The organism is Pedobacter ginsengisoli (assembly GCF_030244015.1).
GTDB lineage: Bacteria > Bacteroidota > Bacteroidia > Sphingobacteriales > Sphingobacteriaceae > Pedobacter > Pedobacter ginsengisoli.
This window is the reverse complement of the sequence record NZ_JASSYX010000001.1, coordinates 1,288,346-1,305,564: the sequence shown is the minus strand read 5'-3', so window position 1 is coordinate 1,305,564 and position 17,219 is coordinate 1,288,346. Positions and strand designations below refer to the sequence as shown.

The following is a 17,219-nucleotide window of genomic DNA, read 5'->3' as shown; positions in this document are numbered from 1 at the left end:
AATTATCTTGTACTATCTTATAAAAATTTACGAGATGAAAGTATTTATCTTTGTTCAAATTGATGACGCAAACGCTGAATTTCTCTCAATGCGTCGGCTATACCCGCCCTTTGTGTTTTCAGCAGACTCAAATGATCTGCATGTGTTCCGGGATCGACTATAAGCTGGTCATACTTATCCAGAGCCTCACTTTCACCTGTTTCTATTGCACTTAGGATGGCAACATCTTCATTACTACTCAGGGCCTGTTTAATTTCAATCCAGGTTCGATGTATTGCACCAAGTAATCCACCGCTCTCATTATCCGAATCACCGCCATGCAGTGCAATATGATCTTTCAGCTCCATTGCATAACCAGCACGCTGTGCCGAGAATCTTAAAAAAGCACCTTTTAATTCAATACTGTCTGTATTCTCACTGGCCGTTTCATAGCCTTCTTTTCCATCATTCAGGATGTTGATCAATCCTTTCAGATCGCTGACAATTTCTTTGTCGTTTTCCATAGCTTCTGATTTTATAATTCAATAACCACTTTCGCACACTAATGGTTTTGATTAGATTTACCCGATGGAAAACGTTAACGACAATCCGTATGTGCTGTTCAATGCAAAAATCTGGAATGACTGGAAAAAAGACGGGGTTAAATACGTCAAACTGGCAGAATTGGAAACAGACCTCCCTGTTAAATTTTTTGAACTGATACCGGACTCAGAAATCCCGGATTCAGACGAGACTATTTACCCCATTCATTCAGAAGACATTGAAGAACTGCTGGAACCACACCTTAAGGTCAAATTCCTGGTGCATAAAATATACCTCGACGAAGAAGGGTAGACTTAATCAAATGTTTTTTTAGCACTTTTTATTTTGTGCAGGTCCTCTGCAGCATCAATAGAGTGTGATTTATGAATATCTTCGTCTTTTTCTGAGATCTCTGCCAGTTTCTCATAATACTTATGCAGCACATCGAGTTCAGATTCGGTAAGGTCCTCTATATCCACCATCCTGTTACTTGCGTGCCTGCTTGCTGCGATCAATTCGTTTAGTTTCAACTGTATGGCTTTTGAATCCTTATTTTGTGATTTTTGAATCAAAAAGACCATTAGGAATGTAATGATGGTAGTGCCGGTATTGATCACCAACTGCCAGGTATCGGAATAATTGAATACAGGGCCTGTGATCACCCAAACGATAATGACCAGTGAGGCCACACCAAAAGCAACAGGACTACCTGTCCAATTGGTAATCCTGTTGGAAATATACTCAAAAAAATTGTGTTTGCTTCTTTTCATTTATTCCTTGTGTTAGCAGATATTTTACAATAACGTCTAATTTTTATTCATAAACAAAGCCCTTTGTATTTTGTTCTACCTCTAAATTATATTTAATGGAAACACATGTTTACTGGATGTTTGTTTTGGCGCTCCCTGTCGCCTGTATTGCCTGGACGGTAACGAAAGAAGAAGTGTTTAAGGAAGTAAGGGAATACTGTGTCAATAAGTCCAAAACCTGCAGGTATTTTTTTGAAAGGAAATTCTTTTACCTTTTCACCTGCGAATACTGCTTCAGTCATTATGTAACCATTCTAATATTGTTCGTTAGCGAATATACGTTACTCTACCCCGACTGGCGGGGGTATTTTATTGCAGGATTTTCAATTGTCTGGATCGCAAATGTTTACATGAGCATTTACAATCTTATCCGCATTGATCTGAAGAAGGAAAAGCTCCAGGCCCAAAAAGAAGAAGAAAAATTAAAGAATGGTGATCTTAGCTCCTGATGATTGACAGGTTATTTTATATCTTTATCTGGTATTTTGATTGCAGCGTTACAAATTGTTAATGTGTACGTCTAACATTGAAACAGAATTGTACAAAGAGCTATGAAAAAGACGATACTTGACCTTTCTGAAAGTAAGGGGTGTCCTATTGAAGTGGATTCCGCAATCTCTTTTGTACCCTTTGTTGAGTATTTAAGAGGGAAAGTCAAGGAAGAAAATACTGTTAAAGCATTACTTTATAAAAATGCGCTCCAGGAATTTGAATCACAAATTTCAGATGAAGAAGATATTTCCCTGGATAACATCTATAAATTTGAGCTGTTGCTTGAGCATATGTATGCCTGCTTATCTCCTGCCCTTGCAACTGAAGACACACTCGCATGGGGATTGTGTTTTCCCGTCCAGCCCATTACCTTTTACGGTACGGATCTTATGTACCATCTACTGGAAACCAAAAACCATGATCACAGTGCTTATGTGGTATCAAAAACTCCCGAAGAGCATCATGAAGAACGTCTGCGGCTTTTATATTCGTTTATCCTTAAAAAACTATACCATTTTCAGTCTCCGGTCAAAACACATCAGTTTCATACGGGCATAAAAACTGATACTGGCCTGCAGGAATTTTTCCACGTACAGATCAACACTGACTTTATTGATGTAAAGGCTAAAGGAGATCTACCGAAATTGACCATCAGAGAGTTGCAGCAATACCTCACAGATGAATCCGGACTGAATACACTTCAGCGTCTGCTGCCCTTAAGTCTTTTTGAATTTCGTGGCATTTCAGTGCTTACGGTATCCGATGTAACTGCTTTGTATGCTGTTGAAAATATAAAAAAAGTAAGGCTTACGCGGAGCCCCGGTGCTGAAAAGGCATCTTATGCTGAAGTGATCCAATCACTTAAAACCCTGGTACAGAACAATAATATTCATTTTGACCTTTTTCCCTTTGTGAGGGTCAACAATAAAATGGTTTATGGTTATGTAAAGGGTGGCAGTGGCGTATTGTTTTCTGTCTGGGGCGAGCAAACCCTAAGCCCTGAAACTTTTCAGCAATATGCAGAGGGCTATGCGGCAAATCCCAACTCTTTCTATTCTCCGGATATTTTGGCAGAGAGCAGGGAGATGTTTCCCTGGCTGGACAAATTCATCGCACTCGGTGTTAGATCTCTTGCCCTTATGCCGGTATTTTATGACCATGCGGTAGTTGGTGTACTTGGTATGCACACCTGGGCAGGTGAAACTTTTGACGAAACAACATTGTCTCTTCTGGAACCGGCATTGGATCCGATAGCGCAGCTGCTGCAGGTTTATATTGACGAATTCAACCTGGAAATTGAAAATATAATTAAAGAAAAATATACTTCCATTCAGCCCTCAGTACAGTGGAAATTTAATGAGGCTGCCTGGCATCACCTGCATGATAAGAAAAAGCACCTGCCAGTAAGGAATGAAAGCATTGGTTTTAATAACGTATATCCGTTTTATGGAGCTATAGATATTAGAAATTCCACTGCAGAAAGAAATAGTGCCAGCAAAGCAGACCTGGGATTACACTTAAGTATGCTGGAAGAAACTTTGCTGTCTCTAAGGTCCTATGATCAATCCTCATTAATTGAAGAAATGTTGTTCAATTGCAAAAAATGGAATGGGATCCTGAAAGAGGGTGAGCTCAATACCACGGAAGAAAACAATCTGAACATATTTTTAAAGGAAGAAACTACTGAATACCTGCGTCACGTAGCTCAAACCCAGCCAGGGGCAAAAGAAATGATTCAAAAATATTTGGAGATCATGTCATCAGGCAATGGCGAGGTCTACAAAAACAGGCACGCTCTGGAAGTTTCAATGCAGATGATCAACACGGCCATTAACAATTATTTTGAGGCTGAAAAAGAAAAATTGCAATTGACTTATCCATGTTATTTCGAAAAATTCAGGACTGATGGTGTAGAATACGACATCTATATTGGTCAGTCCATTGCTCCGGATAAACCTTTCAGTAACTTTCACCTTAAAAATCTCCGGCTCTGGCAACTTTCTTCAATGACTCATGTAGTTAGGATGATGAAACAGCTCTTACCTGATCTGCCTGTTAAACTATCGACAACACAACTGATTTTCATACACAATCATACCATTGACATCAGCTTCAGGGCAGATGAACGAAAGTTTGATGTTGAAGGAGCGTACAACATCAGGTACCAGATGATCAAGAAAAGGATAGATAAGGTATTAATACGGGGATCGCAGGAAAGGTTGACACAACCCGACAAGCTTGCTTTGATCTATTTTAACAGGAGGGATATTGAGGATTACCTTCCTTTTGTGAAATACTTGCAGGAGACAGGTGTTTTGCACGCAGACACAGAAGACCTGGAACTCGAAGACCTTCAGGGGCTTAGCGGACTTAAAGCGCTGCGCGTATGGGTATTATAGCCATAGATATGTCAATTATTTTCAAAAACTGAAACATATATTATTTAGTGTATATTTTTGACTAAAATAATCAGTTAGTCAAAACTTATGAAAAACGCTATACCAGTACTTTCATTATTTTTTTTATTGGCGGCCTGCAGTGAGCCCAAAATGAGACTAAAAGCACCTGACCCTAAAAAAGAAAAAAAGGCGGCTGTTTTGGAAAAAAAAGATACCGTTAAGACGGTCAAACCTTAACCCATCAATTCTTTCATTAGTTTATCGAAATCAGCACGCATGGCAGCCAGCTCCTCTTCCACCCTGGCAAGACGCTGTTCCAGATCGCTGGCGGGTCTGCTGTAGTGCTCGTCATCGGCTTCTTCCCGGGTTAAGTTCGGTACTCCTCCTAAAAGATGAACATAACGGGTTTCTTTTTGCCCCGCCCTTTTTGGCAATTGCATTACATACGCAGATTCAGTACCGGCAAGTTTTTCGAGTACAGACTGTACTTCGTCAAGGGATTCAAATTCATATAGTCTTCCGGAATTGGTATTGATCTCACCAGGCGTTTGCGCGCCTCTTAGCATCAGAAGAGCCATAACTGCAACTTCTGCAGGTAATACCGGAAAAACTATCGCAAAATTATGTTTGTATTTCACTACCCTGCTCGCTCCGCCGGTGGCAGTAGAGATCAGGCTTTTGCGTTTTAAAGTATCAAGGGTAAGTGTAACTGTCTGTTCATCGTACTGCACTACAGGTTTTCGCGAAGTCTTTTGGTTGCAGGCAGCAGTAATGGCATTAATGGTCATCGGATAATACTCTGGTGTAGTCCTGGATTTTTCCATTAGTACACCCAGTACTCTGATCTCTTCGGCACTCAGTACCGGTAAAGTAAGCTGCGAGTCCATAATGTGATCAAGAATTTGATAAAATGCGGTCAATATTCTTTAGCTCAGAATCGCTAAAGTTTATATTATTCAAACATTTAAGGGAGTCTGCCAACTGTTCGGGCCTGCTGGCGCCAACGAGTACCGATGTTATCCTTTCATCACGAAGAATCCAGGAAAGGGCCATTTGAGCTAATTTCTGCCCTCTGTCCTGAGCAATTGTATTTAATTGGTTTAGCTGCTGTTGTATGGTTTCTGTGATCTGATCTGACTGTAAAAATCCATGGGGCTTGGCTGCTCTTGAATCTGCAGGAATCCCTTTTAAATATTTATCGGTAAGCAGTCCCTGTGCCAATGGAGAGAAAGGAATACAGCCAACACCTTCATTGCCCAGCAAATCCAGCAGTCCGTCCTCCACCCAGCGTTCATACATGGAGTATTTAGGTTGATGAATGACACATGGTGTACCAAGTTCTTTAAGCAATTGAATCGCTTTAGCTGCCTCCGCCGGTTTATAATTGGAAATGCCTGCGTAAAGTGCCTTGCCCTGACGAACGATAAGGTCTAACGCACCCATTGTTTCTTCAAGAGGGGTATCTGGATCTGGTCTGTGGTGGTAAAAGATATCCACGTAGTCAAGCTGCATTCTTTTGAGACTCTGGTCCAGACTTGCTACCAGGTATTTTTTTGAACCCCAGTCGCCATAAGGGCCATCCCACATCGTATAACCTGCTTTCGAAGAAATGATCATTTCATCTCTGTATCCCTGAAAATCCCGTTTCATCAACCTGCCAAAATTCTCTTCAGCTGAACCCGGCGGCGGGCCATAGTTATTGGCGAGGTCAAAATGAGTGATGCCACTGTCAAATGCAAGTCTCAATATTTCAGCACAATTTTCTAATTGGTCAACATGACCGAAATTGTGCCAGAGGCCTAAAGATATTGCAGAAAGTTTTAGTCCGCTTTTACCGCAGCGCCGGTATTGCATATTGTTATATCGTGAAGAAGAGGGTGTATAAGGCATATATGGAAGAAAAATAAAGTAGCGGCTTTTAACCACCGCTACTTTATTCTTATAAAATTAAAAATTATTTACCGCTGTTTTTCTTATCAGTAACTTCAGCACGTATTTCCTGTGCAAGTACTTTCAGGTCCTGCATTGCTTTGCGCACTCTGGTTCCCGCCGCATTGTTGCCTGCACTATAAAATTTTTCGGCATCAGCCTCTACAGAAGCCAGCAATTCTTTAACTTTTGAAAATTTTTCCATGATTTTTTATTTGTTTTTAGTTGTATGGAAACTGTTCATGCTTCGCTTGTACAGCTTCCACTTGTTTAATTTATAAGCCAAATATATATTATTTTATAAATAATGAGGTATTATTTACTCCTCATTGCTGTTTTGGTTTTTTATACTTTATTTCAAAAACCTTTTACCCCTTCATTGGTTGTTTTTTCAAACAAGAGACTATCAGCTATGGATAAACTTATACATGTTGTGGAGGATGACGAGGATATTAGATTTATTGTTGAATATATACTTATTGAGTCGGGATACCGGGTCGAATCATCTGCCACCGCAAAAGAGTTCCATACATACATGGCCCGGGTTCGGCCAGACCTGATACTTTTGGATGTCATGCTTCCGGATGGAAATGGAATTGAACTATGCCGTGATCTAAAATCTGATATTAAAACAGAAGATATTAAAATCATTATCATGTCTGCTCACGCAGCAGAAAAAGCAGTATTGGAAGAAGCTTGTGCAGATGATTTTATCAGTAAACCTTTTGACCTTGATTACCTGATAGATCATGTTAAAAAGATCCTGCCTGCCTAGAATTATTTTCTGCCAGCCATTTTGATCATTCTTTGAGACAGATCTTTGCCCAGATAACCGTCTATCAGGCCGTGTACCAGGTATAAGATTGGGGTCATCAATATCGCCACAACGAATTTATAAGTGTAGTTTACCAATCCTATCGCCGCAACCATTTGCCAGCTCCAGTGGTATTGAGGGTTGAGGTAAAAAGCAATAAAAATAACTACGAAACTATCGATGCATTGAGACACCAGTGTAGACCCAGTGGCCCTGAGCCATAACGCCCTTTCGCCTGTGATCCTTTTGATTCTGTGAAAGATCATTACGTCCGCAATCTGGCCTATGATAAATGCGACAATAGAACCTACTATAATCCACATGCCCTGACCGAAAACCCCAGCGAATGCATTGTTCATATTGATGGCTTCGCCGTTGATATTTTGATTAATCCAGAAATCTGACGGAGTTAACTGCATGGCACCTCCTACTACAATAAATGCATAGGAAATGAGAACTGCTGTAAGTATGGAAAGATAACGAACCTGTCTGACCCCAAAATACTCATTGATAATATCTGTCATGATAAAGATAATGGGCCAGGTTAACACACCTGCCGACATATTGAAAGAAAGGTTGGGCACTCCGAGCAGATCGATGTCAAATTTTTTTATGCCGAGGGTACCTTCCACAGTAAATATTTTGACCCCTATAAATTCTGAAAGAATGGCATTGGCAACGAAAAAAGCCCCCAAAACCAATAACAATTTACTTTCCTTTGTTTTGAAACTCATATCAGGCTGAAATTATTAAAATATTCTGATATAACAGGATAAATATTATTTCTATTTTAGCCCGGTATGATATCAATACAATCCAAATTACCCGGTGTGGGTACTACTATTTTCAGCGTGATGTCAAAATTAGCCGGAGAATACAAGGCAATAAATTTGTCTCAGGGTTTTCCTGATTATCCTTGTGATCCCAAACTCGTCGCGGAGGTGACAAAGGCTATGAAAAAGGGATTTAACCAGTATGCACCGATGCCAGGTCTTCCTGCACTGAGACAGCTTATTGCCGAAAAAGTAAACAATCTGTACGGGGCATCTTACGATCCGGAGCGTGAAGTCACTGTAACAGCGGGCGGAACTCAGGCGATATTCACTGCTTTGAGTACCTGCATTAGTCCGGGAGATGAGGTGATCATATTTGAACCGGCCTATGACAGCTACGCTCCTGCCGTAAAGCTGCTTGGCGGACTGGTAAAACCTTACGAGCTTGCCCCGCCCGATTATGAGATCGACTGGGAGATGGTCAGGAAACTGTTCTCTGCTAATACCAAAATGATCATTTTAAACAGCCCGCAAAATCCTACCGGATGTATTTTGTCTGAAAAAGACATTAAGGCACTGATCAGACTGACCAGAAATACTGATATTCTGATTCTGAGTGATGAAGTCTATGAGCATATTATTTTTGATGGCCAGATCCACCAGAGCATCGCTTTGCATCCCGAATTGAGAGAAAGAAGCTTTATCGTTGCATCTTTTGGCAAACTCCTGCACACGACAGGCTGGAAGCTCGGCTATTGCCTTGCTCCTGAAATATTGATGAAGGAATTCAGAAAAGTGCATCAGTTTAATGTATTCAGTGTAAACACCCCGATGCAGCTGGGGATTGCGAATTATCTGAAGGATTCTTCGAATTATCTAGGTCTGTCGGCGTTTTTCCAGGAAAAAAGGGATTTGTTCAGGGCCCTTCTGGGCGAAACCAAATTTAAATTATTACCTTGTAATGGTTCTTATTTCCAATGTATTAGCTATGCACATTTGAGTAATGAAAAAGACAATGAAATGGCTGTCAGCCTGGTAAGGGATTACGGGGTAGCCAGCATCCCGGTTTCAGCTTTTTACACAAAGCATACAGACCATAAAGTTTTACGCTTTTGTTTTGCTAAAAAGCAAGAAACTCTGGAAAAAGCCGTTCAAAGGTTAATGAAATTATAATTTACATCCCATTAAATTAATATATGGAACAACCAAATTACCTGAACATCAACAATCTTAAAATCACCATCTTCCAGGCTTATTTGTTTTGGGAAAATATAGATAAAAATCTCCAGAACCTTGCTTTGAGACTCTCAATGGGAATCAAGGAAAAAACTGACCTGATCATTTTACCGGAGATGTTTAACACAGGGTTTAGTATGAATGCCGAGGCGCTGGCCGAGGAGATGGACGGAAAAACAATGCTTTGGATGGCTCAGACCGCTCAAAAATACGATTGTGTCCTGACTGGTAGTCTGATCATTAAAGAGAACGGGCTATATTATAACAGAATGATCTGGATGCTGCCGGACGGCACCTATAGTCATTACGATAAAAGGCATTTATTTGGTTTGGGTGACGAGGATAAGCATTATTCACCCGGTCAGGAAAGGGTAATAGTAGACCTTAAGGGCTGGAAGATCAGACTTGCGATCTGTTATGACCTTCGTTTCCCGGTATGGCTGCGAAACCAGGATACAGCGTACGACATTTTACTGCTGATTGCCAGCTGGCCTGATAAACGTTCCGCACACTGGAATGCATTGATACCAGCCAGGGCAATTGAAAATCAAAGCTATGTGATCGGAGCCAATCGTGTTGGGCACGATGGTAAGGAGGTTTATCACAGTGGTCATTCGCAATGTATAGATCCTATGGGGAAAACCGTCTATTATAAGCCGGAGGACGAAGACCTGTATACTTTTAGTATCCATTATGATGAACTTGTAAAAACCCGCCGCAGCTTTCCTTTTTTAAGAGATGCCGATCATTTTAAAATTATTTAAATAATGTTCAACCGTAGAAAATTTATAAAGGCATCTGCTCTTTCTGCTTCCTTGCTGGCTATCGGCAAAAAAAATGCGCTGGCATTCACTGTGGTGCCCAATCCCGGTCCACCTGTTGTAATCTCCACCTGGGATTTTGGAATTCCGGCAAATAAAGCCGCGTGGAAGGTATTGTCGGCTGGAGGTCGGGCATTGGATGCTGTAGAACAAGGGGTTCATGTACCAGAAGCAGATCCAAAAATTCAGACGGTCGGTTATGGCGGATTTCCGGATCGTGATGGCCATGTGACCCTTGATTCCTGCATTATGGATGAATTTGGAAACTGTGGTGCAGTTGCTGGTATGGAACACATCATACACCCTATTTCAGTGGCAAGATTAGTAATGGAAAAAACACCGCATGTCATGTTGGTTGGTGAGGGAGCATTGCAGTTTGCACTTGAAAATGGTTTTAAAAAAGAGAACCTGCTCACTAAAGAAAGTGAGAAAGCATGGAAGGAATGGCTTAAAACAGCCAAATACGAACCGGTAATGAATATTGAAAATAAGTACGACAAAGCCGCACCCAGGAAATTGCCGGGAAATCAATACAATCATGATACGATAGGTATGCTGGCACTGGATGCAAAAGGAAATCTGTCAGGTGCTTGTACAACCAGTGGAATGGCCTATAAGCTGCATGGACGTGTTGGTGACAGTCCAATTATCGGAGCAGGATTATATATAGACAATGAAATCGGCGGCGCGACTTCTACTGGTGTCGGTGAAGAAGTGATCAGAAACGTGGGCAGTTTTCTGGTAGTAGAACTGATGAGGCAGGGACATTCACCTGAAGAGGCCTGTAAAGAGGCTGTAATGAGGATCATTAAAAAAAAGCCCGATATCGCAAAAAATATCCAGGTAGGATTTCTTGCCTTAAATAAGAAAGGCGAATATGGTGCGTATGCGATTCAGAAAGGATTTAGTTACGCTGTTTGTACAGCGCAAAAAGACGATTTACTCATTGACGGGAAAAGTTATTATTAAAATTAAGCAGATCCGTTATGATTAATATGGAAGTATGCGCCAACTCCCTGCGTTCTGCCCTCGCGGCACAGGAAGGCGGCGCAATAAGGGTTGAGCTTTGTGACAATTTACCGGAAGGCGGTACTACACCCAGCCATGCCCAAATTGAACTGGCAAAAGAAATGCTGGATATAAAAGTTTACCCAATTATCAGGCCCCGCGGCGGTGATTTTCTATATACTGATCTGGAGTTTGAGCTGATGAAAAAAGATATATCTGTGTGCAGGTCGCTTGGCTGCAATGGTATAGTTATCGGTATTTTAAAGGCAGATGGCACTGTGGACATGTCACGCTGCAGGGAGCTGATCGACCTTGCTGGCCCAATGGGTGTAACTTTTCACCGGGCTTTTGACATGAGCAGTGACCTGTTTAAGGCACTGGAAGACATTATTGATTTGGGCTGCGAACGCATTCTAAGTTCGGGTGGAGAAGCTTCGGCATTGCAGGGAGCCAAAGTTCTGGCCGCACTGGTCCGGCAGGCCGGACATCGCATCAGTATCATGCCGGGCGCAGGTATATCTGCCCAAAATATTTCCGAGCTCATCAGGATAACAGATGCCGGAGAGTTTCATGCCTCTGCCCGTAAAACAGTAAAAAGCCATATGAAATTCAGGAATCCAAACCTGAATATGGGCGCTCTGGGAGATGAATTCAGCTATGATCTGACTGACAGCCATACGGTAAAAACCTTAATTGAACTGGCCAATAGTGTAGAATAAAATCTTATCTTTGCGCCACTGATGAAGCATATACGTAATTTCTGCATAATTGCACATATTGACCACGGGAAAAGCACTCTGGCCGACCGTTTATTAGAATATACCAAAACCATTAGCTCGCGCGAAGCTCAGGCGCAGTTGCTGGACAATATGGATCTGGAGCGTGAGCGTGGAATCACGATCAAAAGCCACGCCATACAAATGAATTATAAGGTTGGTGAAATTGAATACAATTTTAACCTGATTGACACACCGGGCCACGTGGATTTTTCTTACGAAGTTTCACGTTCCATTGCTGCCTGCGAAGGTGCCCTGCTGATCGTTGATGCTTCACAGGGAATTCAGGCACAAACCATTTCCAACTTATACCTGGCTCTGGAGCACGATCTGGAGATTATCCCCATTCTAAATAAAATGGATTTACCGGGAGCAATGCCTGAGGAAGTGAAAGACCAGATTATTGACCTGATCGGCTGTAAACGTGAGGATATTATTCCTGCGTCAGGCAAGACCGGTCTGGGCATACCAGATATCATTCAGGCTATAGTAGACCGTGTCCCTGCTCCTGTTGGCGATCCTGAGGCTCCTTTACAAGCCCTGATTTTCGACTCCGTTTTTAATCCTTTCAGGGGAATTATCGCTTATTATAAAGTAGTAAACGGCCAGATTAAAAAAGGCGATAAAGTTAAATTCATCAATACAGGCAAACAGTATTTAGCGGACGAAGTTGGTATCCTGAAACTGGATATGGCACCACGTACCGTAGTTAAAACCGGTGACGTAGGTTATATCATTTCAGGAATTAAAGAAGCCCGTGAGGTAAAAGTCGGGGATACGATTACTACAGTTGACAGACCATCTTTAGACTCTATTCAGGGCTTTGAAGAAGTGAAGCCAATGGTTTTCGCCGGGATTTATCCCGTTGATACCGATGAGTTTGAGGAATTACGGGAAGCAATGCATAAGCTGCAATTGAATGATGCTTCTATTGTTTTTGAGCCTGAAAGTTCTGCCGCTTTGGGTTTCGGTTTCCGTTGCGGCTTTCTTGGAATGCTGCACATGGAGATCATCCAGGAGCGTCTGGAGCGTGAATTCGATATGACAGTGATTACCACCGTGCCCAACGTATCTTATATTGCGCGAACCACTAAGGGCGATGAGGTCACCGTAAACAATCCCTCAGATCTGCCTGACCCAAGTAAACTGGACTTTGTGGAAGAGCCTTATATCAAAGCAAATATCATTACCAAAGCCGAGTTCGTAGGACCTGTGATGTCACTTTGTATCCAAAAAAGAGGGATTATTGCCAACCAGTCTTACCTGACTTCTGACCGGGTGGAACTTATATTTGAAATGCCTATGGGAGAGATCGTTTTCGACTTTTATGATAAATTAAAAACGATTTCCAAGGGTTATGCTTCATTTGATTATCACCAGATCGGTTATCGCAAATCAGATCTGGTCAGATTGGATATGCTCCTGAATGAAGAACCGGTTGATGCCCTATCCTCCCTGATCCACCGCAGCAATGCCTATGATTTTGGAAAGAAAATTTGCGAGAAACTAAGGGAATTGATTCCGCGTCAGCAATTTGAAATTAAGATCCAGGCATCTATTGGTGCAAAAGTTATTGCCCGGGAAACACTAAGTGCTTTGCGAAAAGACGTTACCGCTAAATGCTATGGCGGTGACATTTCACGTAAACGCAAGCTATTGGAAAAACAAAAACAAGGAAAGAAACGTATGCGCCAGGTCGGTAATGTAGAAATCCCGCAGACCGCATTTATGGCCGTACTGAAATTAGATTAAGCATGCAGTTACTCGACGGAAAATTCATTTCAGAAAAAATAAAACAGGACATTGCAGCTGAGGCTGCTGATTTTTTAGCTTCGTCAGGGAGAAAGCCCCACTTGGTCGCTATATTGGTCGGAAATGATGGAGGCAGCGAAACCTATGTAGCCAGCAAAATGAAAAATTGTGAAAAGGTTGGCTTTCAATCTTCATTGATTAGGTACGACAATTCAGTGAGCGAGGCCGAATTGCTGGCTAAAGTAGAAGAAATTAATCAGGACGCAGGTGTAGACGGCCTTATCGTTCAACTTCCTCTTCCCAAACACATCGATCCGGAGAAGGTAACTGAAACAATCGACCACCGCAAAGATGTAGATGGCTTTCATCCCATCAATCTGGGCCGTATGATGCGCAACTTGCCTTGCTTTGTTCCGGCGACTCCTTTTGGCATCATGCTGATGTTGCAGGAATACGGTATTGATACCGCAGGCAAACATTGTGTTGTAGTTGGCAGGAGCAATATCGTGGGTAGTCCGATGAGTATACTGATGGGCCGAAATGCCAATCCGGGTAATTGCACCGTAACATTAACCCACAGCAGGACTGCAAATCTGAAAGAAATGACCCTCCAGGGAGATATCGTCATTGCTGCTATCGGCAGGAAGAACTACATCACCGCAGACATGGTAAAACCAGGCGCGATAGTAATCGATGTGGGTATGAACCGTGAGACTTCCGAAACTACGAAATCAGGTTACAAGCTATATGGAGATGTTGATTTTGAAAATGTAGCACCAATTTCATCATGGATCACCCCTGTTCCCGGTGGTGTCGGACTGATGACGATTGTCGGCTTGTTGAAGAACACCCTGGCATCTGCAAAGAAAGAAATCTACAAATAAGCATTACTTCCAAAGTTTTTTCCAAAAACTTTCTTTAATACCTATGTAGATGCCGTCAGCCCTGGTCTCAACGGGATAAGTATCGATGTAGTCACCCTGACCTTCTGCTCCTCTTCCTGTTTGCAAACTGTATTCCCAGCGATGAATCGGGCAAACCAGGAAACCATTTTTGCACCAGCCACCGCTTAGGATACCACCAGCATGCGGGCAATTATTCTGCACCGCAAATATTTTTTGCTGATGGCGGATCAGACAAAGTTTTTTTCCGGCAAGGTTGACCTGCATGACAAACTCTTCATCCGGAATTGGTTTATCAATCTTGTGCCATCGGATCATTCCAAATATTTTTTCATTGCTTAGTCATTAAACACGCTCAATATACGAGGTTTGACACTCCCTTACATTATTTTATTTAACTTTGCGCCCTCATTATGGCACATCAAATACCGGAAGACGGCACATTACTTCCTTTAATGGAAGAATTTTACACGATACAGGGCGAAGGCTTCAATACCGGAAAAGCAGCGTATTTTATCCGTTTAGGCGGATGTGATGTGGGCTGTCACTGGTGTGATGTCAAAGAAAGTTGGGATGCAGAACTACACCCTTTGACCGCAGCGGATGAAATTGTGACCAAAGCAGATAGCTTTCCTGGCAAAGCAGTAGTGATTACCGGCGGCGAGCCTTTGATCTACAACATGGATTACCTGACTGCCGAACTGCAAAAAAAAGGAATCAAAACATTTATAGAAACTTCCGGCGCCTATCCTCTTTCCGGTTCCTGGGATTGGATCTGCCTGTCACCAAAGAAGTTTAAAGCACCAAGACCAGACATTACTCCCTTTGCGAATGAGCTCAAAGTGATCGTTTTCAACAAGAGTGACTTTGAATGGGCAGAAAAATATGCGGAGACAGTTTCAGACCGCTGTAAATTGTACCTCCAGCCCGAATGGTCAAAGTCGCAAGAGATCACCCCGCTTATTATTGAGTATGTAATGGCCAATCCAAAATGGGAGATTTCCTTGCAGACCCACAAATTTTTAAACATTCCATAGCATTTGTTGCCTATTCTCGTTATATTTAATCTAATCGTTAAGACGAGCGTTTATGAAGAAATTGTTATTTCTGTTCTTCTTATACTTTATCGCATGCCATGTTAACGCTCAGACATCAGCGATAAAGAAAGCTCAGAACAGCTTTGACAAGGCACAGACTCATTTAAAAAATGATCAGTACGACCTTGCTATAGCTGCGCTGGCCGACGCCGTAAAAGCGGATCCGGACTTTCAGTTTGCCTTTATACAACTTGGAGACATTAACAGGCGGATAAAAGCATATGACGCCTCCAAAGCGGCCTTTAAAAGTGCTATAGCATTGGGAAAAGATGCAGACCCAAGAATGTATTACGGGCTGGCCGAGGCCGACATCAATATCGGGGACTATAGCGATGGACTGGACAACATCAAGCTATTTTTGAATAAATATAAAGGAGCAGATCCTGATTTCATTCGAAGGGCCAATAAATATTTAAAAGATTGTGAATTTGCAGCTCTGGCTGTTAAATCACCGAAAAAGTATGAACCTGTAAATCTTGGGGACGCCATCAATTCTAAGTACCGGGATTACTTTCCTTCTGTTACGGCAGACGGCGAAAAAATGATCTTTAGCAGAAATATCAGTGACAATGAAGATTTCTATATCGCCGAAAAGAAAGATAACAAATGGGGCATCCCGGTACCATTAAGCAATAAGATCAATACCGAAAAATTTAACGAAGGTGCGCAGTCTATTTCGGCTGATGGCCGGTATCTTTTCTTTACAGGCTGTAACAGACCCGATGGATTGGGCAGATGCGATATTTATGTAAGTCACAAAGAAGGCAGCAGCTGGGGGGATCCATTCAACCTGGGGGCACCCTTAAATACTCCTTACTGGGAATCGCAGCCAACAATTAGTCCGGATGGAAACACATTATATTTTGTGAGTAACAGGCCTGGCGGACTGGGTGGCTACGACATCTGGAAGAGCATGTTGAAAAGTGACGGCTATTGGAGCAAACCTGAAAATCTTGGTGCTGAGATCAATACCCCTTATGATGAACATACTCCTTTCATCCATTCTGATGGCAGAACACTCTATTTTTCATCAGACGGATGGCCTGGAATGGGCAATAAAGATATATTCTTAAGCCGTCTTGGCGATAACAACAAATGGAGCCTGCCTGAAAATCTGGGTTATCCGATCAACACGTTTAATGAAGAAACGGGGCTAATCGTAACGCCTGATGGAACAGAAGCATTATTTTCCTCAACCATGAAAGGCGGGTATGGTGATATGGACATCTATCGGTTTAAAATGCCGGCCGATAAAAAACCCATGCCGATCACCTATGTAAAGGGAATAGTAAAAGACAAAGAAAGCGGTAAGTTTTTAGAAGCGCGGGTTCAGGTAGTAAACCTGAAAAGTAAAAACACAGAGTATGATGACTTTACATCAACTGAAAACGGGGAATTTTTGGCAGTAATGCCCATAGGCGGCAATTACCTGTTTAATGTAAGCGCAGACGGATATTTATTTCATTCGGAAAACTATCAGCTCAATGAAACTTACATCAATACTCCTTTTTTATTGCAGATCGCACTTGAAAAGCTAAAAATCGGCACCAACGTAGTGTTAAAAAACATCTTCTTTAACACCAACGAATATGTACTCCTGCCTGCCTCGGTCACAGAACTGAGTACATTGTCAAATTTACTAAAGAACAACAGTAAGATCAGCATAGAGATCCAGGGACATACAGACAATGTAGGTAATGATGCAGACAACAAAAAACTATCATTAATGCGGGCTAAAGCTGTTTATGATTACCTGACGGCACAGAAAATAGCACCGGAACGGCTGGCTTATAAAGGCTTTGGTGAAACTGCCCCCATTGCAAACAACGATACCGAAAGCAACAGAAAACTAAATAGAAGAACCTCTTTTGTCATTACCAGTCTGTAGC

Annotated in this window: 19 protein-coding genes; 12 read left to right on the top strand and 7 right to left on the bottom strand. The window is 42.0% G+C overall.

Annotated elements, in window-relative coordinates; translation table 11 throughout:
- Positions 1-44: 44 nt before the first annotated feature.
- Positions 45-503, bottom strand: a complete 459-nt coding sequence (locus tag QEP08_RS05625; RefSeq protein WP_285056504.1) for a ferritin-like domain-containing protein — start codon at positions 501-503, stop codon at positions 45-47.
- Between the two features lie 64 nt (positions 504-567).
- Here QEP08_RS05625 and QEP08_RS05620 point away from each other — a divergent pair, with 64 nt between their 5' ends.
- On the top strand, positions 568-834 hold the full coding sequence (locus QEP08_RS05620) for a hypothetical protein (protein WP_285056503.1): 267 nt from the start codon (positions 568-570) through the stop codon (positions 832-834).
- 2 nt (positions 835-836) lie between these two features.
- Here the strand turns inward: QEP08_RS05620 and QEP08_RS05615 are convergent, their stop codons facing one another.
- On the bottom strand, positions 837-1,292 hold the full coding sequence (locus tag QEP08_RS05615) for a low affinity iron permease family protein (RefSeq protein ID WP_285056502.1): 456 nt from the start codon (positions 1,290-1,292) through the stop codon (positions 837-839).
- 95 nt (positions 1,293-1,387) lie between these two features.
- On the opposite strand from QEP08_RS05615, the gene QEP08_RS05610 reads away from it, so the two are divergent.
- Together QEP08_RS05610 and QEP08_RS05605 are read left to right on the top strand one after the other, a co-directional pair.
- Entirely contained in the window at positions 1,388-1,780 is a 393-nt protein-coding gene (locus tag QEP08_RS05610; protein ID WP_285056501.1) for a hypothetical protein, read from the top strand.
- Between the two features lie 102 nt (positions 1,781-1,882).
- Complete coding sequence (locus QEP08_RS05605; RefSeq protein WP_285056500.1) at positions 1,883-4,222, top strand: GAF domain-containing protein; 2,340 nt, start codon at positions 1,883-1,885, stop codon at positions 4,220-4,222.
- A gap of 233 nt (positions 4,223-4,455) precedes the next feature.
- Here the strand turns inward: QEP08_RS05605 and QEP08_RS05600 are convergent, their stop codons facing one another.
- From QEP08_RS05600 to QEP08_RS05590, 3 genes are all read right to left on the bottom strand, one after another.
- Complete coding sequence (locus tag QEP08_RS05600; protein ID WP_285056499.1) at positions 4,456-5,109, bottom strand: YceH family protein; 654 nt, start codon at positions 5,107-5,109, stop codon at positions 4,456-4,458.
- A 7-nt stretch (positions 5,110-5,116) separates the two neighbouring features.
- On the bottom strand, positions 5,117-6,112 hold the full coding sequence (gene mgrA, locus QEP08_RS05595; RefSeq protein WP_285056498.1) for an L-glyceraldehyde 3-phosphate reductase: 996 nt from the start codon (positions 6,110-6,112) through the stop codon (positions 5,117-5,119).
- Positions 6,113-6,176: 64 nt separating this feature from the next.
- A complete protein-coding gene (locus QEP08_RS05590; RefSeq protein ID WP_285056497.1) occupies positions 6,177-6,356 on the bottom strand; it encodes a histone H1 in 180 nt (59 codons plus the stop codon).
- 207 nt (positions 6,357-6,563) lie between these two features.
- Here QEP08_RS05590 and QEP08_RS05585 point away from each other — a divergent pair, with 207 nt between their 5' ends.
- On the top strand, positions 6,564-6,926 hold the full coding sequence (locus QEP08_RS05585) for a response regulator transcription factor (RefSeq protein WP_285056496.1): 363 nt from the start codon (positions 6,564-6,566) through the stop codon (positions 6,924-6,926).
- A 2-nt stretch (positions 6,927-6,928) separates the two neighbouring features.
- Here the strand turns inward: QEP08_RS05585 and QEP08_RS05580 are convergent, their stop codons facing one another.
- Positions 6,929-7,699, bottom strand: a complete 771-nt coding sequence (locus QEP08_RS05580; RefSeq protein WP_285056495.1) for a queuosine precursor transporter — start codon at positions 7,697-7,699, stop codon at positions 6,929-6,931.
- A gap of 66 nt (positions 7,700-7,765) precedes the next feature.
- Here QEP08_RS05580 and QEP08_RS05575 point away from each other — a divergent pair, with 66 nt between their 5' ends.
- From QEP08_RS05575 to QEP08_RS05550, 6 genes are read left to right on the top strand one after another with little or no spacing between them, the layout of a single operon-like run.
- Complete coding sequence (locus tag QEP08_RS05575) at positions 7,766-8,911, top strand: methionine aminotransferase (protein ID WP_285056494.1); 1,146 nt, start codon at positions 7,766-7,768, stop codon at positions 8,909-8,911.
- Positions 8,912-8,934: 23 nt separating this feature from the next.
- A complete protein-coding gene (locus QEP08_RS05570) occupies positions 8,935-9,738 on the top strand; it encodes a nitrilase family protein (protein WP_285056493.1) in 804 nt (267 codons plus the stop codon).
- Between the two features lie 3 nt (positions 9,739-9,741).
- On the top strand, positions 9,742-10,764 hold the full coding sequence (locus QEP08_RS05565) for a glycosylasparaginase (RefSeq protein ID WP_285056492.1): 1,023 nt from the start codon (positions 9,742-9,744) through the stop codon (positions 10,762-10,764).
- A 17-nt stretch (positions 10,765-10,781) separates the two neighbouring features.
- Positions 10,782-11,522: a copper homeostasis protein CutC gene (locus tag QEP08_RS05560; RefSeq protein WP_285056491.1), complete on the top strand. Its 741-nt coding sequence runs from the start codon at positions 10,782-10,784 to the stop codon at positions 11,520-11,522.
- Between the two features lie 21 nt (positions 11,523-11,543).
- Complete coding sequence (lepA, locus tag QEP08_RS05555; protein WP_285056490.1) at positions 11,544-13,331, top strand: translation elongation factor 4; 1,788 nt, start codon at positions 11,544-11,546, stop codon at positions 13,329-13,331.
- A gap of 2 nt (positions 13,332-13,333) precedes the next feature.
- The gene (locus QEP08_RS05550; RefSeq protein ID WP_285056489.1) at positions 13,334-14,215 is read left to right on the top strand and encodes a bifunctional 5,10-methylenetetrahydrofolate dehydrogenase/5,10-methenyltetrahydrofolate cyclohydrolase; all 882 of its coding nucleotides are present in this window, start codon (positions 13,334-13,336) and stop codon (positions 14,213-14,215) included.
- Between the two features lie 3 nt (positions 14,216-14,218).
- Here the strand turns inward: QEP08_RS05550 and QEP08_RS05545 are convergent, their stop codons facing one another.
- Positions 14,219-14,551 (bottom strand): Rieske (2Fe-2S) protein, encoded by a 333-nt coding sequence (locus QEP08_RS05545; protein WP_285056488.1) that lies wholly within the window; start codon positions 14,549-14,551, stop codon positions 14,219-14,221.
- Positions 14,552-14,646: 95 nt separating this feature from the next.
- Here QEP08_RS05545 and QEP08_RS05540 point away from each other — a divergent pair, with 95 nt between their 5' ends.
- Together QEP08_RS05540 and QEP08_RS05535 are read left to right on the top strand one after the other, a co-directional pair.
- Positions 14,647-15,270 (top strand): 7-carboxy-7-deazaguanine synthase QueE, encoded by a 624-nt coding sequence (locus QEP08_RS05540; RefSeq protein ID WP_285056487.1) that lies wholly within the window; start codon positions 14,647-14,649, stop codon positions 15,268-15,270.
- 52 nt (positions 15,271-15,322) lie between these two features.
- Complete coding sequence (locus QEP08_RS05535) at positions 15,323-17,218, top strand: OmpA family protein (protein WP_285056486.1); 1,896 nt, start codon at positions 15,323-15,325, stop codon at positions 17,216-17,218.
- Position 17,219: the final 1 nt, after the last annotated feature.